This window comes from Sinobaca sp. H24, assembly GCF_023845525.1.
Genome location: NZ_JALBWT010000036.1, coordinates 1 through 23,118, shown reverse-complemented (window position 1 = coordinate 23,118; position 23,118 = coordinate 1). Strand labels below are relative to the sequence as shown.

Here is a 23,118-nt window from a genome sequence, read left to right as displayed (position 1 = left end):
CACCGGCAGCACATAAAAAAACCGGCCTCTTGGGAGAGGCCGGTACTAAGCTATAATAAGACGATTAACCGATGGATCCTTCCATTTCGAAGCTGATCAAGCGGTTCATTTCTACAGCGTACTCCATTGGAAGCTCTTTCGTAAACTCGATAAAGCCCATTACGATCATTTCTGTAGCTTCCTGCTCGGAGACACCGCGGCTCATTAGATAGAAGAGCTGCTCTTCTGATACTTTTGAAACCGTCGCTTCGTGTTCAAGCGTAATGTTGTTGTTTAGAATTTCGTTGTACGGAATTGTATCTGACGTGGACTCATTGTCCATGATCAGCGTGTCGCACTCGATTTTTGAGAAGGAGCCGGCTGATCTGCGTCCGAAGTGAGCAATACCACGGTACGTTACTTTACCGCCGTGCTTAGAGATCGACTTCGATACAATCGTAGAGGAACAGTTTGGTGCAAGGTGCGTTACTTTTGCGCCTGCATCCTGGTGCTGTCCTTTACCTGCGATGGCGATAGAAAGGATAGTTCCTTTTGCGCCTTCGCCGCGCATAATAACTGCAGGTATATCGTAAGCTTAGAGCCGATGTTTCCATCCACCCATTCCATTGTGGCACCTTCATCACATACTGCTCTTTTTGTTACGAGGTTATAGATGTTGGAAGACCAGTTCTGGATTGTCGTGTAACGGCAGTAAGCGTTCTTCTTAACAATGATTTCAACTACGGCACTGTGAAGGGAGCTCGTTGTATAACAGGAGCTGTACAGCCTTCTACATAGTGTACGGAGCTGTCTTCATCAGCAATAATGAGTGTTCTTTCGAACTGTCCCATATTTTCAGAGTTAATACGGAAATATGCCTGAAGCGGGGTATCTACTTTTGCGCCTTTTGGCACGTAGATAACGATCCGCCGGACCATACGGCCGAGTTAAGCGCTGCGAATTTGTTATCGGATGGCGGAATCGTTTTACCGAAATGCTCACGGAAAATATCTTCATTTTCTTAAGAGCTGTATCGGTATCTTTAAAGACAATTCCCTGGTCTGTCAGCTCCTGTTTCATGCTGTGGTAAACCACTTCTGATTCATACTGCGCAGACACACCAGCAAGATACTTCTGCTCTGCTTCAGGAATACCAAGCTTATCGAACGTATTCTGATCTCTTCAGGTACTTCGTCCCATGATGTTTCAGAACGCTCAGAAGGCTTCACGTAATACGTAATATCATCAAATACAAGGCCTGTAAGGTCTCCGCCCCACTGTGGCATCGGCATTTTGTAAAACTGAGCCAATGATTTCAAGCGGAAGTCAAGCATCCACTGCGGCTCTTCCTTTATTGAAGAAATCTCACGAACCACTGCTTCAGTTAGTCCACGCTCAGAGCGGAAAATGGATACGTCACGATCAGCAAACCATACTGGTAATCGCCTAGTTCTGGCATTTTTTTTGCCATTTGAATACCTCCCTTAGGTTAGCAGGGGCTTATACGCCCCTTGCTTTCGTGCTTTATATGCAGGGCTATTCGTTCTGCCCGTTTTCATCGATGCCTTTTTCCATTGCCTTCCACGCAAGTGTAGCACACTTAATGCGTGCTGGAAACTTTGTGACTCCTTGAAGAGCTTCAATATCGCCAAGGTCAAACTTGCCTTCCTCATAATCTTTTCCAAGCATCATATCAGAGAAAATAGCGGAAAGCTCCAGCGCATCCTCAACGGATTTGCCTTTAACAATATCTGTCATCATCGAAGCGGATGACAAACTGATGGAGCAGCCTTCCCCGATAAAGCTGGCGTTTTTGATCAGGCCGTCTTCTACCTCAAGCTGAAGCTGAATACGGTCGCCGCAGGTTGGATTGTTCATGTTGACGTGAAGCGTTTCGTTTTCAAGCTCTCCGCGGTTTCTGGGATTCTTGTAATGATCCATAATAACCTGGCGGTAGAGAGTATCAAGATTATTATGCGAAGACATCACCAAAATACTCCTTTGTTTTTATTAGCCCTTCAGCCAGACGATCCACTTCTTCCTTCGTGTTGTAAATATAAAAGCTGGCACGTGCGGTAGAGCTTACGTCAAGCCATTTCATGAGAGGCTGGGCACAATGGTGTCCGGCACGAATGGCAATTCCTTCTGAATCAAGGACTGTTGCTACATCATGCGGGTGAACATCATCAATATTAAATGTGACCACACCTGCTCTTTCCTTCGGACCGTATATTGTTAATCCATCAACATTACTCAAGACTTCCATTGCGTAGCCTGCAAGTTCTTTTTCATGTGACTCTATTGTATCAAACCCAATGCTATTAATAAAATCAATAGCAGCTCCAAGGCCTATAGCCCCTGCAATGATCGGGGTTCCGCCTTCAAATTTCCAGGGAAGCTCTTTCCAGGTAGATTCATGCAGGCCAACAAAATCAATCATTTCCCCGCCGAATTCCACAGGCTCCATTTTATTCAGGAGTTCTTTTTTACCATAAAGCACACCAATTCCGGTAGGTCCGCCCATTTTGTGGCCGGAAAAAGCATAAAAGTCACAGTCTAGAGCCTGCACATCTACTTTAATGTGCGGAGCTCCCTGTGCACCGTCCACGACAATAACAGCGTCATTCGCATGGGCGATTTCTGCCATTTCTTTTACCGGATTAACGGTACCGAGCACGTTGGACACATGAGTAACCGCAACGATTTTTGTTTTCGGGCCCACCGCTTCTTTTACATCTGCCATAGAAAGCGTGCCGTCCTCATTCATTGGCAGGTACTTCAGCTTTGCCCCGGTTCTTTTGGCTGCCTGCTGCCAGGGGATGATGTTGCTGTGATGTTCCATATAAGTGAGCACAATTTCATCATCTTCCTGCAGGTTAGCTTCACCGTAAGACTGAGCTACGATATTAATAGATGTTGTTGTGCCGCGGGTGAAGATAATTTCTTCTACAGAAGACGCATGAAGAAAGTTCCGGACTTTCTCCCTTGCTCCTTCATATCCATCGGTTGCCATACTGCCAAGCGTATGAACACCGCGGTGAACGTTGGAATTATACTTCTTATAATATTCATCTATTTTCTCAATTACAGCTGACGGCTTCTGTGAAGTCGCCGCGCTGTCAAGATAAACAAGAGGGTGACCGTTGACCTGTTCATTTAGTATAGGGAACTGGCGACGGATCTCCTGGATGTTCATTTAATACACTTTCCTTTCGATAACTTCAGACAGTCTGTCTTTAACAGCCTGAATAGGAAGTTCTGCAACTACCGGCTGAAGGAAACCATGAATGATAAGACGCTCGGCTTCGAGGCGGCTCAAACCACGGCTCATCAAGTAGAACATCTGCAGGGGATCGATACGTCCTACAGAAGCTGCGTGACCTGCGGTTACGTCATCTTCATCAATAAGGAGAATTGGGTTCGCATCTCCACGAGCTTTCTCACTCAGCATTAAGACACGTTCTGTCTGTACACCGTTTGACTTCGTCGCACCGTGTTCAATTTTCGACTAGAAAGCGCGTGCAGAATCTTTCATAACGCCGTGAGTAAGAATCTGTCCGTCTGAATGCTTACCGAAGTGGATAATCTGCGTCCAGAAATCCTGAGACTGCGTGCCGCGTCCGATCGATACAGATTTCACGTCGGAGTAGGAGCCGTCCCCTCTCAAAATAGTTGTATTGTCAGAAAGCGTATTGCCGTCGTTCATCTGGCCGAGAGCCCAGTCAATACGGGCATCTTTTTCAGCAGAACCGCGGCGGTTCACATACGTTGTAACGCCTTTTTCAAGGTGGTCTACAGCGCCGAAGGACACTTTCGAAGCAGGGCCTGCATAGACTTCAGCAATAATGTTCGCCGCTGATTCCTGCTCACTGTTGAATGATACATAGTTTTCCAGGTACGTTACGTCACTGTTATCCTCTGTAGCTAAAACAACATGGTTGAACAAGCCGGCTTCCGGATCTTCCTGGAAATATACGGCCTGCAATGGCTTTTCAAGCTGTACGTTTTTCGGTACGTGAATAAATGCACCACCGCTTAGAAAAGCTGTATGAAGAGCAGTAAGCTTATTCTCATCTACTTTTACTGCATCACCCATGAAATACTTTTTCAGCAGGTCGCTGTGCTCTCTCGCTGCTGTAGCAATGTCGGTAAAGATAACGCCTTTATCTTTCGCTTCCGTTGAAAGGCTGTAGTAAAGCGGCTTTCCGTCTCTTACAACAAGAAGGTTTTGATCTTCTTCTGTCACGTTAATAAGCTTTTGAACATCGTTGTGAAGTTCAGACAGGCTTGATACGGTGCCAGCTTCTGCACCTTCGTGTTTGAACTCAGTGAAGTTCCATTTTGTAATCTTTGTTTTTTCCGGTTTAGGAAGTTCGAGTTTATCAATCAGGCGAAAGGCAGTAAGCCTTTCTTCTGTAAGCCACTCCGGTTCTTCTCTTTTTTCGGAAAATTCTTTGACGTACTGTTCATCGAACGTCCATTTTGTTTCTACTGACATAAGATAGTGACCTCCCTTCTTTACGCTTTCTGTTGGTTTCCAACTCTTTCGTCTTCGATGCCAAGTTCTTCTTTAATCCAGTCATAACCGTCTGCCTCAAGGCGTTCTGCAAGCTCTGCTCCGCCTGATTTAACGATACGTCCCTGCATCATTACGTGAACATGATCCGGCGTAATGTAATTGAGAAGACGCTGGTAGTGAGTGATAATTAGGCAGCCGAAGCTTTCATTTTCATTTCGTTGATTCCGTTGGATACAACACGCAGGGCGTCAATATCAAGACCAGAGTCAATTTCATCAAGAATCGCAATTTTCGGCTCCAGCATAAGCAGCTGAAGAATTTCATTACGCTTTTTCTCTCCGCCGGAGAAACCTTCGTTCAAGTAACGCTGAGAGAACGCTTGATTCATTTCAAGCTTATCCATCTTTTCATCCATTTTGCGGATAAACTTCATAAGGGAAATTTCGTCGCCTTCTTCACGCTTTGAATTAATAGCAGAGCGCATGAAGTCTGCATTTGTTACGCCGCTGATTTCACTTGGGTACTGCATAGCAAGGAACAAGCCGGCTTTAGCACGCTCGTCTACTTCCATTTCCAACACATCTTCGCCATCAAGAATGACGCTTCCGTGAGTAATTTCATACTTTGGGTGACCCATAATAGCAGAAGCCAATGTAGACTTACCGGTACCGTTTGGTCCCATGATGGCGTGGATTTCCCCGCCTTTTATTTCAAGGTTGAAGTGCTTAATAATTTCTGAGCCCTCAATTTCAACCGTTAGATCTTCGATTTTAAGAGTAGATGCTGACATGTAAAAAAACCTCCATTAACTTTATTTTAACCACAAAAGTGGTTTCTCATTCTCACTTTATTATCATTATTAGTTTATAACAAATGTAAACAGAGTTCAAGAAACACACTTTACTTTATCCGGACGGAATAAAAAAAGAGGGACTGCCTAAAAGCGTTCTCTTTCAGGATAGCCCCCCTTATTGTTTTTAGTATAACAAACTAGATTGCTTTGTTAAAACATAAACTGTTAAGGAATAGTATTTTATTCAGCGTTCTCGCCTTCAGCAGGCAGAACCGCGCCTTCATACTCTTCTTCAATAAATGACCTTACTTCATCAGAATGAAGAACATCCACCAATGTCTGGATTTCTTCACGCTCTTCATCACCGCTGCGTACCGCTATAATATTCGCGTAAGGATTATCCTCTGCGCTTTCAATCGCGATAGCATCTTCGCTTGGGCTCAGGTCGCTGTCGAGTGCATAGTTGGAGTTAATAAATACGGCATCGCCTTCTCCATTCTGATATGCCTGAGGTAGAGTTGCTGCTTCTACGTTGGCACTGAACTGAATGTCTTTTGGATTTTCGGCAATATCGTCCAGCGTTGCTTCGATTCCGGCATCTTCTTCCATTGTAATAACGCCTTCTTCTTCAAGCATGCTCAGGATGCGTCCGTGATCGGCTACCGAACTGCTCATGATCACTTCAGCGCCTTCAGGGAGTTCTTCAAGGCTGTCATAGTCCTGGGAATATACGCCCATTGGCTCGATGTGAATTGCTCCGGCGTTGGCAAAGTCGTAATCATTTTCTTCAATCTGTGATTCAAAGTAAGGCACGTGCTGGAAATAGTTAGCGTCAATTTCTTCTTCAGACAAAGCCTGGTTTGGCACAATATAGTCATTAAATGTTTCTATCTGCAGATCCACGCCTTCTTCTTCAAGCTGATCAGTGGCAAACTCAAGAATTTCTGCGTGAGGCACGTTGGAAGCACCTACTGTGAGCGTCGTTGGTTCTTCTTCAGAACCTGATTCTTCCCCGCCGCCTCCGCAGGCTGCTAAAGCAATTGTTAGTGATAGTGCTGGAATCATCCAAATCTTTTTCATTTTTCCATTCTCCCCTTTTATCTTTTATCAATTCTATATATAATTCTATCGCCAACCCACTGCAGGATCATAACGATCACTAAAATGGCGGCAGTTGCTACTAACGTGACATCCGGATTACTGCGCTGGTATCCTTCGCGGAAAGCGAGGTCGCCAAGTCCGCCCGCACCGATCACACCGGCCATAGCCGTATAACTCACGAGCGTGATAGCTGTAACGGTAATCCCGGATATTAATGCAGGAAGAGATTCTGGAATCAGGACTTTAAAAATAATGTGCCATTGATTGGCTCCCATTGACTGCGAAGCTTCAATCACTCCTTTATCAACTTCACGAAGCCCGATTTCCACCAGTCTCGCATAAAACGGAGCTGCTCCAATTACGAGAGCAGGAAGAGCTGCGCTCGGTCCAAGCATCGTTCCGACGATAAAAGTTGTAAATGGAACGAGCAGAATAATTAATATAATAAATGGAATGGAACGGAAGACGTTTACTATCGCTGCCGCCACCAGATGAATCGGATTATTTTCCCACATGTTTCCTTTGTCTGTCATATAAAGAATGAGGCCAAGCAGCACCCCTAAAATAAACGTAGCCAGTACGGCCAAAGCACTCATGTACAAAGTTTCTACTGTTGCCTGCCACATGTTGCCCCAGTTTACATTTTCAAGTAGTTCATTCATGAGCTGTCATCACCTCTGTCTGCACCTGCTGCTCTTTCAAATAAGACAGCGCATGGTCAAGCTGTTCCTGATTTCCTTTGAGCTGAACAAATAACGTGCCGTAGCTTCCTTCTCTTGTTTTGGACACCTTGCCCTGCAGAATATTGACCGACACGCCGCATGTCAGGATAAGATCCGTCATGATAGGCTGCTCCGCATCTTCACCAAGAAATGAAATTTTAACAATAGGACTGTCATCACCGGATTTCATTAATTCCCGAATCGCTTCCATCGTCTCTTCCGGCTCGGTAATCTGTTTTACAAATTCTTTTGTCATTTCTTCGCGGGGCTGTCTGAATACATCCAGCACCTGTCCTTCTTCTACTACTTTTCCGTTCTCCATCACGGCGACACGGTTGCATATCTTCCGGATGACGTGCATTTCATGTGTAATCAGCACAATCGTCAATCCTAGCTTTTTATTAATGTCCGTCAGCAGCTCGAGGATGGAGTCTGTTGTTTTCGGATCGAGCGCAGACGTTGCCTCATCGCAGAGCAAAACTTTCGGGTTGTTTGCAAGAGCTCTTGCAATGCCGACGCGCTGTTTCTGGCCGCCGCTCAGCTGGGCTGGATAAGCGTCCTCTCTGCCGCTGAGGCCGACAAGTTCTATTAACTCCTGCACTCTGGCATTCTTATCTTTCTTTGAATGCTTTGCTATTTCGAGTGGAAACGCTATGTTTTCCCGTACCGTTCTCGACCAGAGCAGATTAAAATGCTGAAAAATCATGCTGATTTCCTGGCGGGCTTCCCGAAGCGAAGCACCCTGCAGATCGGCCATATTTTTATCGCCAATAACAATGTTTCCCGATGTCGGTTTTTCAAGCATGTTCAGCAGACGGATAAGCGTGCTTTTTCCTGCACCGCTGTAGCCGATAATGCCAAATATTTCTCCCTCATCTATCGTTAAATCTATATTGTCTACTGCCGTTATATCTCCATTGGATGTAGAAAATATTTTCGATAGTTTTTCCAGTGCTATCATATGCCCACCCTGTTTCTTTTCTTTATTAATCTTACTTATCATACCAGATAACTTGGTCTTGGAACAGAAACTTTATTCAACTGACAAAATACCGGCACACTCTCCTTAATTTAACCACAAGAAAATACCCTTCAGCTTTTATCATCAGCAGAAAGGGCATGGTTCATTCCTTTCTCTCATCTGCCAAAGCTTACGCTTCGCAGGAATTGGCACCATTTCATTAAAAATAATGACGGTTGCCGGGCTTCAAAGGGCCAGTCCCTCCACCTCTCATGATAAGAGTGTTTCATATGTAGGTTATTAAGTACAAATCGAAGCTTAGCATGGGACCGTCCGGCTGTCAAATCATTTGTCATGCCTCATATATCACTGCTTGGAGGGACTTTTCTAAATACAATATAAAAATAGATGGAGCCTGTTAAATAGAGAGCACACGTTAACGTAAACACCCATGCCCATCCATAGTACGGCCCATATATGAGAACGATCGATGTGGATACCGGTCCCATAATCGCCCAGCCCAGCTGAAAAACCATCTGCCCTATGGAGTTTGCGAGCCCTTTAATATTATCTCCTACGCTTCTCATCATTAACGACATCTGAATCGGGTTTCCGGCGTTCATTAACGCCTGGCGGAATAAAAAGCCGATAACGGCAAACCATATATTCTGCGTGTAGGCTGTAACAAGCAGAAATGGAAGTGAGCTCAGCTGCAGGATAACTACTGCACGCACTTCCCCTACTTTCTGCACAAGCGTTGGTCCAATCATAAATGCTACAGCTGTCATCCCCTGTCCTAAAGCCAGAATCAAACCGACAATAGTATAGCTTACGTCAAAGCGGTCGGTGAAATACAAATTCAGGTATGGGATAACGAGACCGGAACCAAATCCGATAATCAGCTGAGCAACCGCAAATAGGGCTATCATTTTAATACCGGCACGATTCGTATGTAGAATTTCTTTAAAAGAGCTGGCACCTGTCTTGGTCACCGTGAGTTTGCGCTCTTCTTTTATTTTCAGTACCGGGAAGATTGCAGCAAAGCTTAAACAAGCTCCTGTCAGCAGCGTAAGTCGCAGACTTTGCAGAGCAGTCATATCAAGCAGCAAACGGGCACCGTCACTCATCAGTCCGCCCATGCCATTTCCTATTACGTTGGCCACCATAATCAATGCAAAATTAAAACTGAACAAATGAACGCGCTGTTTTTCGGTGGAATTTTCAGCCAGCAGCGGGATCGAGGAAACCTGTACAAAGGACATAAATGCCCCTGTTAGAAACGCTCCAGTTAAAAGCAGTCCCTCTATTTCCACGACCGAACGAAGAAACAAACTTACTCCAAGCATAAGGGCACCGGCCATAATAACTTTTTTCCGGCCGATACGGTCGCTTAACAAACCTGCCGGGAGAAGGGCGATCGCTGTAGCCGTTGCCTGAGCCGCGATCACCCGACCGTTTACATCGTCCAGGTAGCCGAGCTCTCTTATATAGTAGTTATACATAATCATAAAGACTCCCATGCCCATGTTGGAGAGCACAGAAGCAATCAAGAACAAACGTACATTTTTATTGTAATGCTTGAATTGATAAGCCCATTCTTTCGCAATACCTTTCATGATAAGAGTTCCCCCGTTTTATTTCGACAACCGAATTAAATTCACTCCTTTTAATATATAGAACATTGCCGAAAAAGAAAAGAGGGTTATGTATTTCTAATAAAAGAAGCCTGCCTCTATAGTAGAGGCAGGCTTCTTATGTAACCGTGATTTAGTCTTCACTCACCATTTTTTCGTAATCTTCTGCAGACATTAAGTCATCGATCTGGCTGCTGTCTGATGGTTCTACAACAATCATCCATGCTTTCTCGTAAGGAGATTCGTTTACAAATTCCGGTGAATCATCCAGATTTTCATTTACTTCAACAACCGTACCGCTGATAGGGGCATAAAGTTCGGAAACCGTTTTTACTGATTCTACGCTTCCAAAAGGTTCGTCTGCCTGAACTTCATCTCCAACTTCCGGCAGTTCAACAAATACGATGTCTCCAAGCTCGGACTGGGCAAAGTCTGTAATGCCGACTCTTGCTTTTTCTCCTTCGGTCTTTACCCACTCATGCTCCTGTGAATACTTCAATTCCTTTGGTACGCTCATTATTCATTCCTCCAGTTTTCATTATCTTTACTGTTTCCATGTTTCCTCAAACAGCGCTTCTTTAAACCCTAATGTAACCTGGCTCCCATCTGTCACGATAGGCCTTTTTATTAGCATACCATCTGAGGCGAGAATATCATATAGTTCCTCGTTGTCCGCTTCTTTTACTTTATCTTTGAGACCCATTTCGCGGTATTTTTTTCCACTAGTATTAAAAAATTTCTGGATCGGATATCCGCTGATGTGATGAAGTTTTTTTATCTCTTCTGCCGAAGGAGGAGATTCTACAATATGATGCTTTGTGAATGGCACCTCCTGCGCTTCCAGCCACTTTTCAGCTTTTTTGCAGGTGCTGCAGGCTGGATAGCTGTATATGTCTACTGCCATGCTATACCTCCTTTCTTTAATTACTAGTATAGCTTATCTTTCTTTTCGGCTCGACTCAATAAATGAACTGCTTTTAATAAGAATCCACTCTCGTATATTCTACTGTCTCCGCATCCGGAAAAGCATCAAGATTCAGGAAGTACAGATGGCCGTCCTCTCCTCCGTGGAAGGTGTGGATTCTCTCTGTCTCCCCTACTGATGCATCACCAATAATCATAACGTAATACTGATTGCCGTCCGCTCCGGTTTCCCAGGCCTGTTCGTAAAAGGTAAAGCTGTCACGGGTCCCGCCGTTACCAATACCGTATTGAATCAGCTCTTCTACCAGCTGCTCCTCCAGACTCATTGATTCCGTGTCCGGCTCAGAGGCTGTTTCTGACTCAGCAGCCGCTTCAGATGTGGAGTCTGCTGTTGATTCACTGCTCGAATTTGTTTCGTTGAGTTCGCCGTTCGATTGATTTTCATTTCTTTCTATATCTTTAGCAATTGCATCTTCTTCCGTGTCAAAAGTCAATTCTTTAGTAGGGTGTTTCCACAATAACCTGTCATTATCTAATAATTCTAGGGTGATTTTAGAGCCACCCATATGCTCAATGTCTCCCTCCATATTTAACACTCCATTTTTCAAACTGGTAATTTCATAAATAACCTCAACTTCACCAGACTGAAAACCATCATATGTAGCTTGAAGCGTATTTTCATCCTCGGCTAATTTAACCCTGAACGAAATAAAGTTTCCTGTTTCATCATCTAATATAAGCCAATCTCTTGCAAACTCAGCCAATTCTTCTTGAGAGGCTTCCCCTTTCTCTTCTTCTACCGTTTCTTCAGATGATGTCTCCTGCTGTTCTTCTGAGTCACTTTCTGCCTCGTCTGCCTGACTCTCTTCACCTTCTGCTTCCTGCTCTTCAACGGCAGGTTCTTCTACGGCTTCCTCTGTTTCCGGCGCTGCCTCTTCTTCTTCCGAAACCTCTGCACTTTCTGCTTCCTCAGCTGCCGGCGCTGCCTCCTCCTGTGAGCATCCTGCTGCTAAGATAACAAATAAACCAGCCCCCATTAATACTTTTTGATGCGTACCCCTCTTCATCCAACCATTCCCTTCTTATTCGAAAACATGTATAGATATACATTTTAACGAATTTTTACTTTTGTGTAAATACAAAGTAATAGGTATATATAATCACAAATAGTTTTATTGAATATCGTTATAACCGGAACCCGCAATATGTATGCAAATAAAAAAACGGACAGAAACTCTGCCCGTTTTTACCTTTATCTATCTTTAGATGACATACTTTTCTTCTTTAAGCACCTTCTCTGCGATACTGCGCTTGATGCGGATCACGTCTGTCGGCGTGTGGCGCGTCAGCTTGCGGAGAATAGAAAGCATCGTGCGGAGTGAATCTCCTTCTTCCATATGAATGATAGACTCCTTGGCATGCGCTTCAATACGGTTTACTGCCTCCTGGCAGAACACCTGGGTAAGCATGATTTTCATGTTTTCTTTTTCGGCTCCATTTTTGTTCATCGCTTTTTCCGTACGGAGAATCGCGGATTCCATGGAATAAATATCACTTACAATATCTGCCGAGTTAAAGAGAAGCTCCTGCTCCTGATCAAGCCCTTTGCCGTATTTCTGCGCGGCACTTCCCGATACGAGCAGAAATACTTTTTTGAGGTTTTTCAAAAGCATTTTCTCCTGCTCCAGCGGCTCGGATCCAGGCTCCTCCGGCATCATCGACATAATTTCGGACTGAAGTTTTTTGGCTTCCTCCAAAAATGGCAGCTCGCCTTTCATCGCTTTACGCATAATCGTGCCCGGTACAAGCAGACGGTTAATTTCGTTTGTTCCTTCAAAAATACGATTGATTCGGGAATCACGGTAGGCGCGCTCTACTTCATACTCCGCCATAAAACCGTATCCGCCGTGAATCTGTACCGCTTCATCTACTACGTAATCGAGTGTTTCTGATCCGTAAAATTTATTCAGCGAGCACTCAATGGCGTATTCAGCTATGGCTCCTGCCACTTTCCCGCCATCATCCTGCTCCGATTCGCTCAGTCTGCCAAGCTGCTCTTCAAATAGACCACCGGTACGGTAAATTGAACTTTCCAATGCATACGTTTCCGATGCCATTGTAGCCAGCTTTTCCTGGATCCCTCTAAAAGAAGCAATCGGCACTTTAAACTGCTTACGTTCATTTGCATATTTAGCAGAGAGTTCAATTCCCCGTTTTGAACCGCCGACGCAGCCAACGCCGAGCTTATAACGTCCTACATTCAAGATATTAAACGCAATAATATGACCGCGCCCTGCTTCACCAAGCAGATTTTCTTTCGGTACATGGGCATTATCGAGAATTAATGTTCTTGTCGAGGACCCTTTGATTCCCATCTTTTTCTCTTCCGGGCCTGTAGAGACCCCTTCAATTTCCCGGTCTACAATAAAGGCGGAGAAATGCTCGCCGTCAATTTTAGCGTACACAATAAAGACGTCGGCAAAGGCCGAGTTCGTAATCCACTGCTTTTCACCGGTCAGCTTATAGTGGGTGCCTGCATCATTTAAGACAGCGGTGGTTTTTGCGCCAAGAGCATCTGACCCGGAGCTCGGCTCTGTCAGCGCATAGGCTGCAATTTTTGTGCCTGTTGCCAGATCCGGCAGATACTTGGCTTTCTGCTCTTCATTTCCGAAGAAGACTATCGGGAGAGATCCGATACCAACATGCGCTCCCTGGCTTAAAGAAAAGGAACCGGCACGCGAGAATTTTTCTGTAATAAGAGTGGAGCTGATTTTATCGAGGCCGATGCCGCCGTACTTTTCCGGAACGTCTGCCCCAAGCAGCCCTAGTTCCCCGGCCTGTGTTAACAAGCGGCGTGAAACATCAAACTGGTGATTTTCCAGCTTTTCCGTTTCCGGGACTACTTTCCCAACAACAAAATCTTCTGTCGTTTTGGCAATCATTTTATGCTCGTCTGTGAAATCCTCCGGTGTGAATACCTGGTCTGCCGTTACCTCTCCAAGTAAAAACCCTCCGCCTTTTGTGTGTAGCTCTATAGTACTGCTCATCATCTATTCCTCCTTTTATTATTGTGGTAGTAGTTCAAATACACCTGCAGCACCCATTCCGCCGCCAATACACATAGTTACTACACCGAATTGTTCATTGCGTCTGATCATTTCATGCATAAGAGATAAGGTAAGCTTTGTTCCTGTGCATCCAAGCGGATGCCCCAATGCTATCGCGCCGCCGTTAACATTTACTTTGGTATGATCAAGCTTCAGCTCTCTAATAACCTGCAGAGCCTGGGAAGCGAATGCTTCATTCAGTTCAAATAATCCGATATCCGACATCTCAAGTCCTGCCAGCTTTACGGCTTTAGGAATCGCCTCAACCGGTCCGATTCCCATAATTTCAGGAGGAACGCCTGCGACGGAAAAGCCGTGAAATTTTAAAATCGGCTTGTGCCCTTCTGCTTCAGCTTTCTGCCTGTCCATAAGGAGAACCGATGCTGCACCATCACTCATCTGTGACGCGTTCCCGGCAGTTACGGAGCCTTTCGGATGAAACGCCGGACGGAGTCCTGCGAGTGTATCTGCCGTTGTGTCTTTGCGAATGCCTTCATCCATGGAAAACATTTCTGTGGATTCTTTTAATTTATGATCTTTGCCTACCGAACGCTTTGTCACTTCGACCGGTACGATTTCATCGGTAAATTTCCCCTGCTCGACTGCGGCCGCCGCTCTGCGATGGCTTTCCGCTGCGAATGCATCCTGATCGGCCCGGCTCACCCCAAAGCGGTTTGCTACTTCTTCGGCTGTGTAGCCCATGCCGATATAATATTCAGGCGCTTCATCGACAAGCGTTGGGTTGGGAGCGATCACGTGACCGCCCATTGGAATCATGCTCATTGACTCTGCGCCTCCGGCGATCACGGTCTGGGAATGCCCAAGCATAATCCGCTCTGCTCCGTATGCGATGCTCTGCAGGCCGGATGAACAATATCTGTTAATCGTAATGGACGGGACTGTATAGGGAAGACCGGCTAATGCCGAAATGCTTCTTGCAACGTTCATTCCCTGCTCTGCTTCCGGCATGGCACAGCCGATAATAACGTCATCAATTGCTGATGGATCAAGGCCGCCTGCTCTTTTCAATGTTTCTTTTATCGTTAAGGCTCCCAGATCATCCGGGCGGGTGGCAGCGAGTGTACCTTTATTTGCTTTTCCGACAGGAGTTCTTGCTCCTGCGACAATTACTGCTTCATTCAAGGCTGATCCCTCCATTCGTTTAATTTCTAAGCGGCTTTCCTTTAGACAGCATGTGCTGCATACGCTGCTGCGACTTCGGTTCTCCTACCAGGCTCAGAAATGCTTCTCTTTCCAAGTCTAGAAGATATTGTTCGTCTACCATCGTTCCTTTTGGAACTTTTCCTCCGGCAATAACATGTGCCAATTTCTCAGCAATTTTTAAATCGTGCGGTGAGGCCATTCCTCCAAGCTCCATCGTTTTTGCGCCAAGCTTCATTGCGGCGTAGCCTGCTTCACCTGAGACAGCCACTTTTTCACGCTGCGGAGCGCGGTAACCGGTATCGAAAAGATGATTCACCTGCTGTTTTGCGTGATAGAGTACGTGATCTGCGTTCGTAATGACCGCGTCTCTGTCTTTTAAGAACCCATTGTCTGCTGCTTCATGACCCGATGTCGACGTTTTAGCTGTAGCAATCGTTTCAAACGTTTTAAAAGAAGCTTTCAGCAGCCCTGCCGTATTTTTTGGATCGAGGCCTTCAATGTTACGCATGTAGAGCTCTTTGTTTCCGCCCCCGCCCGGTATAAGACCGACACCGACTTCTACAAGTCCCATATACGTTTCCGAAGCTGCCTGAATGCTGGCTGATGGCAGGCATATTTCCGCACCGCCTCCAAGAGTCATCGCGTGAGGAGCTGTTACAACCGGACGCTCTGCATATTTAATAGCCATAGCTGCCTGCTGGAACTGTTTGATGACCATATCTATTTCAAAGAAATTATCATCTTGGGCTTCCATGAGAATCATCATTAAATTGGCGCCTACACAGAAGTTTTTTCCTTGATTCCCTATGACAAGACCTTTGTAATTTTTATTTACTTCCTCTATCGACTGGTTAATCATTTGAATAACGTCGAGCCCGATGGAATTGTTCGGAGACTGGAACTCCAGCAGAGCTACATCATCTCCAATATCAATTAAGGAAGCACCGGCATTTTTCTTAATGACGCCGTTAGAAGCTTTTACAGAAGCAAGCGAAATTTCTTTTTTATTCACCTGCTTTTTCTGATAAGAGCCGTTCTCAAAGTAAGCGCCGTCATTTTTATAAAAAGAGTCGATACCGCTGTCGAGCATCTTCTGAATCCAGCCGGGAAGGGTTATACCTTCTGCGGTCATTCTGCCTGCGGTCTTCTTAAAGCCAAGCATATCCCATATTTCAAAAGGTCCCTGCTCCCAGCCGAATCCCCATTTCATGGCTTCATCCACTGCGACGATATCGTCAGCAATTTCTTCTTTTTTCTCAGCAGAGTATAGAAGCACCGGCTTGAGAATGCTCCATAAAAAGTGGCTGACTTCATCTTCACTGAACACAAGGGTCTGTAATTTAGAGGCAGGATCTTTTTGCTGCTTCGCCTGTTCCATTATAGGCGACTTCCATTTTTGGCGTTCCTGGTATTCCATCGTTTCTGTATTAAGCTCTAGTATGCTGCTGCCTTCTGCCGTTTTTTCTTTTTTAAAGAATCCCTGGCCGGCTTTGCTTCCAATCCACCCTTTTTCACCCATCTCTTTCATAAAAGCAGGAGGATCAAAGACTTGTTTCTCTTCCCCATCCACTTGATCGTGGACGTTCCTGGCTACATGTAAAAATGTATCGAGTCCTACTACATCCAGCGTACGGAACGTTGCGCTCTTAGGACGGCCAATAAGGGGTCCCGTAACAGCATCCACCTGACCAACTGATAAATTTTGCTTTTTCATTTCCTGTACCGTCACAAGAAGACCATATGTTCCAATTCGATTTGCAATAAAATTAGGTGTGTCTTTCGCTTCTACAACTCCTTTTCCAAGCGTATCTTCAGCAAATTGCTTCATACCCTCCACAATGTCCCGGCTCGTATGCTGCGTTGGAATAATTTCCAGCAGCTTCAGATAACGGGGCGGATTGAAAAAATGGGTGCCAAGGAAATGCTTTTGAAAAGACTCAGAGCGTCCTTCAGCCATAGCTTCAATCGAAATACCTGACGTATTGGAACTTACTATTGTTGTATCAGAGCGGTATTTATCCACCTGCTCAAACACTTTCTGTTTAATCGGCAGATTTTCCGTTACGACTTCAATAACCCAGTCTACTTCGCTGACCCGTTCCATATCGTCTTCCATATTTCCCGTTTCAATTAAACCTAGATTGGACCTGGATGTTAAAGGTGCGGGTTTCTGCTTTAACAGCTTCGTTTTCGATACTTCGCTCAGCCGATTTCTTACAGCTCTGTCTTCCATTGTTAATCCTGCTTTTTGTTCCTTTTCAGACAGTTCTCCTGGGACAATGTCCATTAGAATTACCGGTATTCCTATGTTAGCCAAATGTGCAGCAATACCGGATCCCATCACGCCGGAACCGAGTACGGCTGCTCTCTTAATGGATGTTTTCATGATCGGCCTCCTTGTTTGAATGAATACTCATTCATAATGTATGCTTTAACTATAAATGAAAGGGTTTACTTTAGCAAGTCCTTCCGGCTGTATTTTTTATGGAAATAAAAATACTTTTCTTCTATTAAAACTTTTCCATATATTATCTGGCATTCAGACAGATAGCGTAACGAAAAAAAGCATATAAAATACATCTTTTTATAATTCCATGTTTTATTTTCCGAATAATAGGAAAAAGCCTATAACACCGGAGGTCTAAATTTATTACTGAAGGAGTGCATCAAATCATGGCAACAGATAGATATCCATCCCGTCACCATGCCGAGGCGTCCATTACGGAGCGCAAGGACCCGGTGGCGTATCGAAATCCCGACTTTTCCGACGGCCCGCTTACGAAGGCAGACGAGGATTTTTACGACGAAAATGGCTACCTGCTGTTTGAGAATTTGTTTGAACCGGATGAAATTAAAACAATGATTAAAGAGCTCAAGCACACGATGGAACGCAATCAGGAAAGCGACTCCGTCGAAGTGATTAAGGAGCCGGAAAGCAACGATATCCGCACCGTGTTTGAAATTCATAAAGACAGCGGCTTCTTTGAGTCGCTCGCCCAAAATGACCGCATTGTGTCTGCGGCCCAGCAGCTGCTCGGCAGTGAGGTGTACATTACGCAGTCGCGCATTAACTTCAAGCCCGGTTTCAAAGGCAAGGAGTTCTACTGGCACTCCGACTTTGAAACGTGGCACGTTGAGGACGGCATGCCCGACATGCGTGCGGTGAGCTGTTCGATTGTGCTGACCGACAACTATGAATTTAACGGACCGCTTATGCTCGTGCCCGGTTCGCAGAAATGGTACATTTCCTGCCCCGGCGAAACGCCGAAGGACAACTACAAGTCGTCCCTGCAGAAGCAGGAAAGCGGCGTGCCGGACAACGACAGCATGAGCTGGCTCGTCGACAAAGCCGGCGGCCGCATTGACCGGGCGACCGGCCCGGCCGGATCCGTGCTGTTCTTTGACTGCAACACGATGCACGGCTCGTCCGGTAACATTTCCCCATACGCACGCAGCAACGTCTTCTTTGTGTTCAACTCGATTGAAAACAAGCTGACCCACCCGTTCTCCGGGCAGCCGCCGCGTCCGGAATTTCTGGCCAACCGGGAGAACATTAAGCCGATTACACCACAACCTGTGAAACTAACAGACATCCCATCCACTACCACTTCTAAAACAAAATCATAAATAAAACTGCTGCGGTTGACCTCCCCGCAGCAGTCTTTTTTTATTTCTTATAAATCCCCTGATTCTGTGCCATTTGTTTTGCTGCCCGTGGAGCAAGCCAAAGTGTTGGCAGCAGAATAATGGAAACCGGAACCGCGGTCACTACAATAAAGGACTGCAGAGCATCCACGCTGCCCTCTCCAATAAATAGAAGACATGCTGCAGCACTTCCCATTGCCGTTACCCAGAACACACGAACGCCCGGATGAGGCTCTTCTTTTCCACTTACTACCATAGAAATAGTATAAGCCATAGAGTCGGTCGTTGTGATAACAAACAAAATAGTGACAATAAGGAAACTAAATGTAAGGACGCCTCCTAAAGGAAGCTGTTGAACAATCGCCATCATAGAAGCAGGCATCCCTCCCTCATATAATGGACCTGACACGGAACCCGAATTGTTCAATTCGTAAAATATTCCGGTTCCGCCAACGATCGTAAACCAAAAATTAGTTACGATCGGCGCGATAACAGCAACAGATAATACCAGCTGCCGTATCGTTCTTCCTCTTGATATTTTTGTAATAAATATAGCCATCATCGGTCCATATCCGAGAAACCATCCCCAGAAAAAGATCGTCCACAGTCCGAGCCAGTCATCATCGCCTCTAAACGTTGCCATTCGTGGAAATTCCTGAACGTATATACCAAATGAGGAAATAAACATATCTATAATAAAACCGCCTGGACCAGCCAATAAGATGGCTGCAATAAGAACGACTGTAAACCAGACGTTAAAGCTGCTGAGCCACTGGATGCCTTTATGAATGCCTGTTACAGCTGAAATGGAAGCAATAACAACCAGACCAGCAATAATAGCAAGCTGAGCCGGATATTCGTTAGGGATACCGATAAGTGTTTCGATGCCATACCCTGCCTGCGTCCCTAAAAATCCGATAGGACCGATTGTTCCTGCTGCTACAGCGATGATAGAGCAGATATCAATAGTGGAGCCAATCCAGCTGTTTTTCGCGATTTTTTCTCCAAATATAGGATATAATAACGATCTTGGTTTCAGAGGCATCCCTTTTTCATAGTGGGCATGCATTAATACTATCGTACTCAGCGTACCAAGCACTGCCCAGGCGAGAAAGCCCCAATGCAGATAACTCTGGGCAAGTGCCGGACCGGCTGCTTCCATGGAAGACCCTTCTATTCCGGAAAATACCGGCGGCAGTTCCATAAAATGATAAATGGGTTCGGCTGCTGCCCAGAAAACACCTCCGCCGGCAAGCAGGGTGCACATAATAATAGACAGCCATTTTCCGGTTGCAAATTCCGGAGCGTCTTTATTACCGAGCTTCACTTTTCCATATGTAGAAAATGCCAGGTACATGGCAATAATAAACGTTCCAAGCAGCAAAAGCTGCCAGAATCCACCGAACCATGCTGCCGCCCAGCCAAATGTAATCGTAACAAAACGTCCGACCGCATCAGGATTTATAATCGATGCAATGATGAACAAAACAAGCAGGCCGCCGCTCACTCCAATAACGGGCCAGTCATTCTGCTTCATAGGTGATGCCTTCTTCATATCCATTTTACTCCCGCTTTCTCTCTCTATTTCAAACACTAATGAGCTATCGTAATAGAAACACATTTCTCGTCAATAAATTTATCTTTTCCTTTTTGCAATTTGAAGTGTAAAACGATAAAGAAAGTGGTAAAGTATCCCTTGTATCAAAAATAGAATGCGGGGATGATATATGAATTTACAGCGCTTTATGCCAAGACCTATTCGTAAGCTGTTAAGCTTATCGAAACATCAACTAAAATATGAAATGAGATCAAACCTATGGTTTATCTGTGTCATATATGCACTTATAGGAATGGGTATCGCAGGTATCGCCTACTGGATCGATATTTCGATGCAGATGGGAGAACAGGCTCCTGCCTTTTTTGCCGCAGGTTATGATCTGACCAGTTTAATCGTCAGCTCGCTTATCGCCGGCAGTATTACTTTGAATGCGTTCACGCTGAACTCTATTCTAGTTGTACTTACTAACTTTTCCGGTCAGTTTACGCCGCGGATGCTTGTTACATTTATTTCGGATAAGCGGACCCAGCACGTGCTTGGGTTGTTTAACTTAGTATTTGTGTTTATTTTAATGGCATTTTTCCTTATCGATGCCGAAGTTACCACCTATGTTGCTTTTCCTATATTAACCATATTCTTTATGTTTCTTGGGCTTGGAACGTTTATTTACTTTCTTAACCACGCAGTCAAATGGATGCAGGTGCCCAACCTTACGTTAAACATGAAAAGCGAATCCCAGGACAGGATTTTAGGTACATTAGTTAAAGACCTTGAACCATACCGCACGAAAGAACCGAACAAGTCTGCCGACGAATTAACGGATGACGACAAAATGTATATTGCTGCCGATTCCGCTGGTTTTGTACAGATTGTTGATTACCGGCGTATGGTGTCCTACGCGGAATCCCATAATCTTGTCGTCAAATTGGAAAAACGTATCGGTGATTTCGTGCTGGAAGGTATTCCGGTTGTAAGCTATTGGAAGAAAGATAATACGCCGGTCGATGAGAACGCCCTGCGCCAGTTTATTTTTCTTGGATCGAAAAAAACGGAAGTGCAGGATATCGAATTTGGTATAAACAAACTAAAAGAAATAGCGATTAAATCCATTGGAAACGACGATCCAAATACAGCATCCAATGCCATTTACCAGCTTACTGACCTGCTGCTTTCTATTTCCAAGATTACACGCTTTACTCCGTATTTAACGGATGCCAATAATGATCTTCGTATTATTATCGAAGACGAATCCTTTGATTATTATCTGTATGCGGCATTTGCCCATATCAGCATTTATGCGAAAGAAGATCCGGTTATTACCAACGATGTATTAGAAGCTCTCTCGCTTCTAACCGAATCTGTCGCCGGGGAAAATCATGAGATGTGCTGGAACTTCGCTACTATGATTGCCCGAGGCTATGTGAGTCCATTTGTGTTTGAGTATAATGAAAGAAGATTTTACGCGAGCCTTCGCAAAATATCTAAAACAACCGATAGACTTGAAGAATACAGAAGTTTGGAGCAGGAACTTCAGCAGCGCCTCACTCCTGAAAAATAGCGACCGGAAGCAGCCCCCTCGGCTGCTTCTTTTTCTATATTGCGAGTTCTATGATTTACTAGTATGATAAGTAGTATTGCCATAGTTTTCTGACAACAAATGAGAGAGGATGTATAAAAATGGGAGATAAGAAAGACCTCCGTATCCGCAGTAAAGTAATCAGCGAAGGTGCAAACCGCACGCCAAACCGTGCCATGCTTCGTGCTGTAGGATTCAAAGATGAAGATTTTAAAAAGCCGATGATTGGCATTGCCAGCACATGGAGTGAGGTCACCCCTTGTAATATACATATCGATGGCCTTGCTAGAGAAGCTAAAAAAGGCGCAGCCCAGGCCGGCGGCGCTCCAATGATATTTAATACTATTACAGTATCTGATGGTATCGCTATGGGACACGAAGGGATGCACTACTCCCTGCCAAGCCGCGAAATCATTGCAGATTCCATGGAAACCGTAACCAGCGCGGAACGTCTGGACGGCGTCGTAGCAATCGGCGGCTGTGATAAAACAACGCCAGCTTCCCTGATCGCCTTAGCACGCCTTAACCTTCCAAGTGTGTATGTTTACGGCGGAACGATTCAGCCCGGAAAGCTGAATGGCAAAGACGTTGACATTGTTTCATCCTTTGAAGCAGTCGGCCAGCACCAGCAGGGTATTATTAATGATGAAGAGCTTCATCAGGTGGAGTGTAACTCCTGCCCTGGCGCCGGTGCCTGCGGTGGAATGTACACAGCCAATACAATGGCTGCTGCAGTAGAAGCACTAGGAATGAGTATTCCTGGATCTTCTTCCACTCCTGCTATCAATCAATATAAAGAAACAGAATGCCAGCAGGCTGGTGAAATGGTGATTCAGCTGCTTGAGAAAGATATTTACCCTAAAGATATTATGACAAAAGAAGCATTTGAGAATGCGATTACGGTCGTTATGGCGCTCGGCGGATCTACCAACGCCTTCTTGCACCTGCTTGCCATCGCCCACTCTGCCGACGTTGATTTATCCTATGACGATTTTGAAAGAGTACGTAAACACGTGCCTCACCTGGCGGACCTGAAACCAAGCGGACGCTATGTCATGCAGGATCTTTATGCAGTAGGCGGCGTACCCGGCGTAATGAAGATTCTTTTGGAAAACGGACTTCTTCACGGCGACTGCCTTACTGTAACAGGCAAAACGCTTGCTGAAAATCTGGCAGAAGCGCCTGAGCTTACAGAAGGACAGGACGTTATCCGTTCTTTTGACAATCCATTGAAACCAAGCGGTCCGCTCGTCGTATTAAAAGGAAACCTTGCTCCGGAAGGCGCAGTAGCCAAAATGTCCGGACAGAAAATCAGCCGTTTCGAAGGGCCTGCACGCGTTTATGACTCAGAAGATGATGCAACAAAAGCTATTATGGATAACGACATTAAAGAAGGTGACGTTCTTGTTATCCGCCACGTAGGACCAAAAGGCGG

At 45.2% G+C, this 23,118-nt stretch carries 16 protein-coding genes, 3 pseudogenes and 1 riboswitch; of the genes and pseudogenes, 3 read left to right on the top strand and 16 right to left on the bottom strand.

Going from position 1 to position 23,118, the window contains the following annotated elements; translation table 11 throughout:
- Window positions 1-64 precede the first annotated feature (64 nt).
- The 15 genes and pseudogenes from sufB to MMY81_RS27275 form a co-directional block, all read right to left on the bottom strand.
- Window positions 65-1,450, bottom strand: a pseudogene (gene sufB / locus MMY81_RS27345) (Fe-S cluster assembly protein SufB).
- Between the two features lie 65 nt (window positions 1,451-1,515).
- On the bottom strand, window positions 1,516-1,965 hold the full coding sequence (gene sufU / locus MMY81_RS27340; protein WP_252315305.1) for a Fe-S cluster assembly sulfur transfer protein SufU: 450 nt from the start codon (window positions 1,963-1,965) through the stop codon (window positions 1,516-1,518).
- Complete coding sequence (locus MMY81_RS27335) at window positions 1,952-3,175, bottom strand: cysteine desulfurase (RefSeq protein ID WP_252315282.1); 1,224 nt, start codon at window positions 3,173-3,175, stop codon at window positions 1,952-1,954. Before MMY81_RS27335 ends, sufU begins: the two co-directional genes overlap by 14 nt.
- Window positions 3,176-4,477, bottom strand: a pseudogene (sufD, locus tag MMY81_RS27330) (Fe-S cluster assembly protein SufD).
- A 20-nt stretch (window positions 4,478-4,497) separates the two neighbouring features.
- Window positions 4,498-5,288: pseudogene (gene sufC, locus MMY81_RS27325) on the bottom strand (Fe-S cluster assembly ATPase SufC).
- Window positions 5,289-5,531: 243 nt separating this feature from the next.
- On the bottom strand, window positions 5,532-6,371 hold the full coding sequence (locus tag MMY81_RS27320; RefSeq protein WP_252315281.1) for a MetQ/NlpA family ABC transporter substrate-binding protein: 840 nt from the start codon (window positions 6,369-6,371) through the stop codon (window positions 5,532-5,534).
- Between the two features lie 17 nt (window positions 6,372-6,388).
- Window positions 6,389-7,054 carry a methionine ABC transporter permease gene (locus tag MMY81_RS27315; RefSeq protein ID WP_252315280.1) on the bottom strand — a complete coding sequence of 222 codons (666 nt, stop codon included), beginning with the start codon at window positions 7,052-7,054 and terminating at the stop codon, window positions 6,389-6,391.
- A complete protein-coding gene (locus MMY81_RS27310; RefSeq protein WP_252315279.1) occupies window positions 7,047-8,075 on the bottom strand; it encodes a methionine ABC transporter ATP-binding protein in 1,029 nt (342 codons plus the stop codon). The genes MMY81_RS27315 and MMY81_RS27310 overlap by 8 nt, the downstream gene beginning before the upstream one ends.
- A 173-nt stretch (window positions 8,076-8,248) precedes the next feature.
- Window positions 8,249-8,357: riboswitch (SAM riboswitch) on the bottom strand.
- A 77-nt stretch (window positions 8,358-8,434) separates the two neighbouring features.
- A complete protein-coding gene (locus MMY81_RS27305; protein WP_252315278.1) occupies window positions 8,435-9,691 on the bottom strand; it encodes an MFS transporter in 1,257 nt (418 codons plus the stop codon).
- Window positions 9,692-9,842: 151 nt separating this feature from the next.
- Window positions 9,843-10,226 carry a glycine cleavage system protein GcvH gene (gcvH, locus tag MMY81_RS27300; protein WP_252315277.1) on the bottom strand — a complete coding sequence of 128 codons (384 nt, stop codon included), beginning with the start codon at window positions 10,224-10,226 and terminating at the stop codon, window positions 9,843-9,845.
- 27 nt (window positions 10,227-10,253) lie between these two features.
- Window positions 10,254-10,613: an arsenate reductase family protein gene (locus tag MMY81_RS27295; protein ID WP_252315276.1), complete on the bottom strand. Its 360-nt coding sequence runs from the start codon at window positions 10,611-10,613 to the stop codon at window positions 10,254-10,256.
- A 73-nt stretch (window positions 10,614-10,686) separates the two neighbouring features.
- Window positions 10,687-11,700, bottom strand: a complete 1,014-nt coding sequence (locus MMY81_RS27290) for a hypothetical protein (protein ID WP_252315275.1) — start codon at window positions 11,698-11,700, stop codon at window positions 10,687-10,689.
- Between the two features lie 195 nt (window positions 11,701-11,895).
- Window positions 11,896-13,680 carry an acyl-CoA dehydrogenase family protein gene (locus tag MMY81_RS27285; protein ID WP_252315274.1) on the bottom strand — a complete coding sequence of 595 codons (1,785 nt, stop codon included), beginning with the start codon at window positions 13,678-13,680 and terminating at the stop codon, window positions 11,896-11,898.
- An 18-nt stretch (window positions 13,681-13,698) separates the two neighbouring features.
- On the bottom strand, window positions 13,699-14,883 hold the full coding sequence (locus MMY81_RS27280) for an acetyl-CoA C-acetyltransferase (protein ID WP_252315273.1): 1,185 nt from the start codon (window positions 14,881-14,883) through the stop codon (window positions 13,699-13,701).
- Between the two features lie 19 nt (window positions 14,884-14,902).
- Entirely contained in the window at window positions 14,903-17,290 is a 2,388-nt protein-coding gene (locus MMY81_RS27275; RefSeq protein ID WP_252315272.1) for a 3-hydroxyacyl-CoA dehydrogenase/enoyl-CoA hydratase family protein, read from the bottom strand.
- A gap of 287 nt (window positions 17,291-17,577) precedes the next feature.
- Between MMY81_RS27275 and thpD the strand changes: the two genes are divergently transcribed.
- A complete protein-coding gene (gene thpD, locus MMY81_RS27270) occupies window positions 17,578-18,531 on the top strand; it encodes an ectoine hydroxylase (protein WP_252315271.1) in 954 nt (317 codons plus the stop codon).
- Between the two features lie 40 nt (window positions 18,532-18,571).
- On the opposite strand, the gene MMY81_RS27265 is transcribed toward thpD, so the two are convergent.
- On the bottom strand, window positions 18,572-20,104 hold the full coding sequence (locus MMY81_RS27265; protein ID WP_252315270.1) for a BCCT family transporter: 1,533 nt from the start codon (window positions 20,102-20,104) through the stop codon (window positions 18,572-18,574).
- 172 nt (window positions 20,105-20,276) lie between these two features.
- Between MMY81_RS27265 and MMY81_RS27260 the strand changes: the two genes are divergently transcribed.
- The gene (locus tag MMY81_RS27260; protein ID WP_252315269.1) at window positions 20,277-21,665 is read left to right on the top strand and encodes a DUF2254 domain-containing protein; all 1,389 of its coding nucleotides are present in this window, start codon (window positions 20,277-20,279) and stop codon (window positions 21,663-21,665) included.
- A 119-nt stretch (window positions 21,666-21,784) separates the two neighbouring features.
- On the top strand, window positions 21,785-23,118 hold a 1,334-nt coding region (locus MMY81_RS27255), incomplete at its 3' end, for a dihydroxy-acid dehydratase (protein WP_252315268.1).

Excerpts from the sequence above, each read along its gene's own strand:
- MMY81_RS27320 (WP_252315281.1), bottom strand. The coding sequence starts at position 6,371 with ATGAAAAAGATTTGGATGATTCCAGCACTATCACTAACAATTGCTTTA.
- MMY81_RS27310 (WP_252315279.1), bottom strand. The coding sequence starts at position 8,075 with ATGATAGCACTGGAAAAACTATCGAAAATATTTTCTACATCCAATGGA.
- MMY81_RS27315 (WP_252315280.1), bottom strand. The coding sequence starts at position 7,054 with ATGAATGAACTACTTGAAAATGTAAACTGGGGCAACATGTGGCAGGCA.
- MMY81_RS27305 (WP_252315278.1), bottom strand. The coding sequence starts at position 9,691 with ATGAAAGGTATTGCGAAAGAATGGGCTTATCAATTCAAGCATTACAAT.
- MMY81_RS27260 (WP_252315269.1), top strand. The coding sequence starts at position 20,277 with ATGAATTTACAGCGCTTTATGCCAAGACCTATTCGTAAGCTGTTAAGC.
- MMY81_RS27335 (WP_252315282.1), bottom strand. The coding sequence starts at position 3,175 with ATGAACATCCAGGAGATCCGTCGCCAGTTCCCTATACTAAATGAACAG.
- MMY81_RS27265 (WP_252315270.1), bottom strand. The coding sequence starts at position 20,104 with ATGAAGAAGGCATCACCTATGAAGCAGAATGACTGGCCCGTTATTGGA.
- MMY81_RS27285 (WP_252315274.1), bottom strand. The coding sequence starts at position 13,680 with ATGAGCAGTACTATAGAGCTACACACAAAAGGCGGAGGGTTTTTACTT.
- MMY81_RS27290 (WP_252315275.1), bottom strand. The coding sequence starts at position 11,700 with ATGAAGAGGGGTACGCATCAAAAAGTATTAATGGGGGCTGGTTTATTT.
- MMY81_RS27275 (WP_252315272.1), bottom strand. The coding sequence starts at position 17,290 with ATGAAAACATCCATTAAGAGAGCAGCCGTACTCGGTTCCGGCGTGATG.
- sufU (WP_252315305.1), bottom strand. The coding sequence starts at position 1,965 with ATGTCTTCGCATAATAATCTTGATACTCTCTACCGCCAGGTTATTATG.
- MMY81_RS27295 (WP_252315276.1), bottom strand. The coding sequence starts at position 10,613 with ATGGCAGTAGACATATACAGCTATCCAGCCTGCAGCACCTGCAAAAAA.
- gcvH (WP_252315277.1), bottom strand. The coding sequence starts at position 10,226 with ATGAGCGTACCAAAGGAATTGAAGTATTCACAGGAGCATGAGTGGGTA.
- thpD (WP_252315271.1), top strand. The coding sequence starts at position 17,578 with ATGGCAACAGATAGATATCCATCCCGTCACCATGCCGAGGCGTCCATT.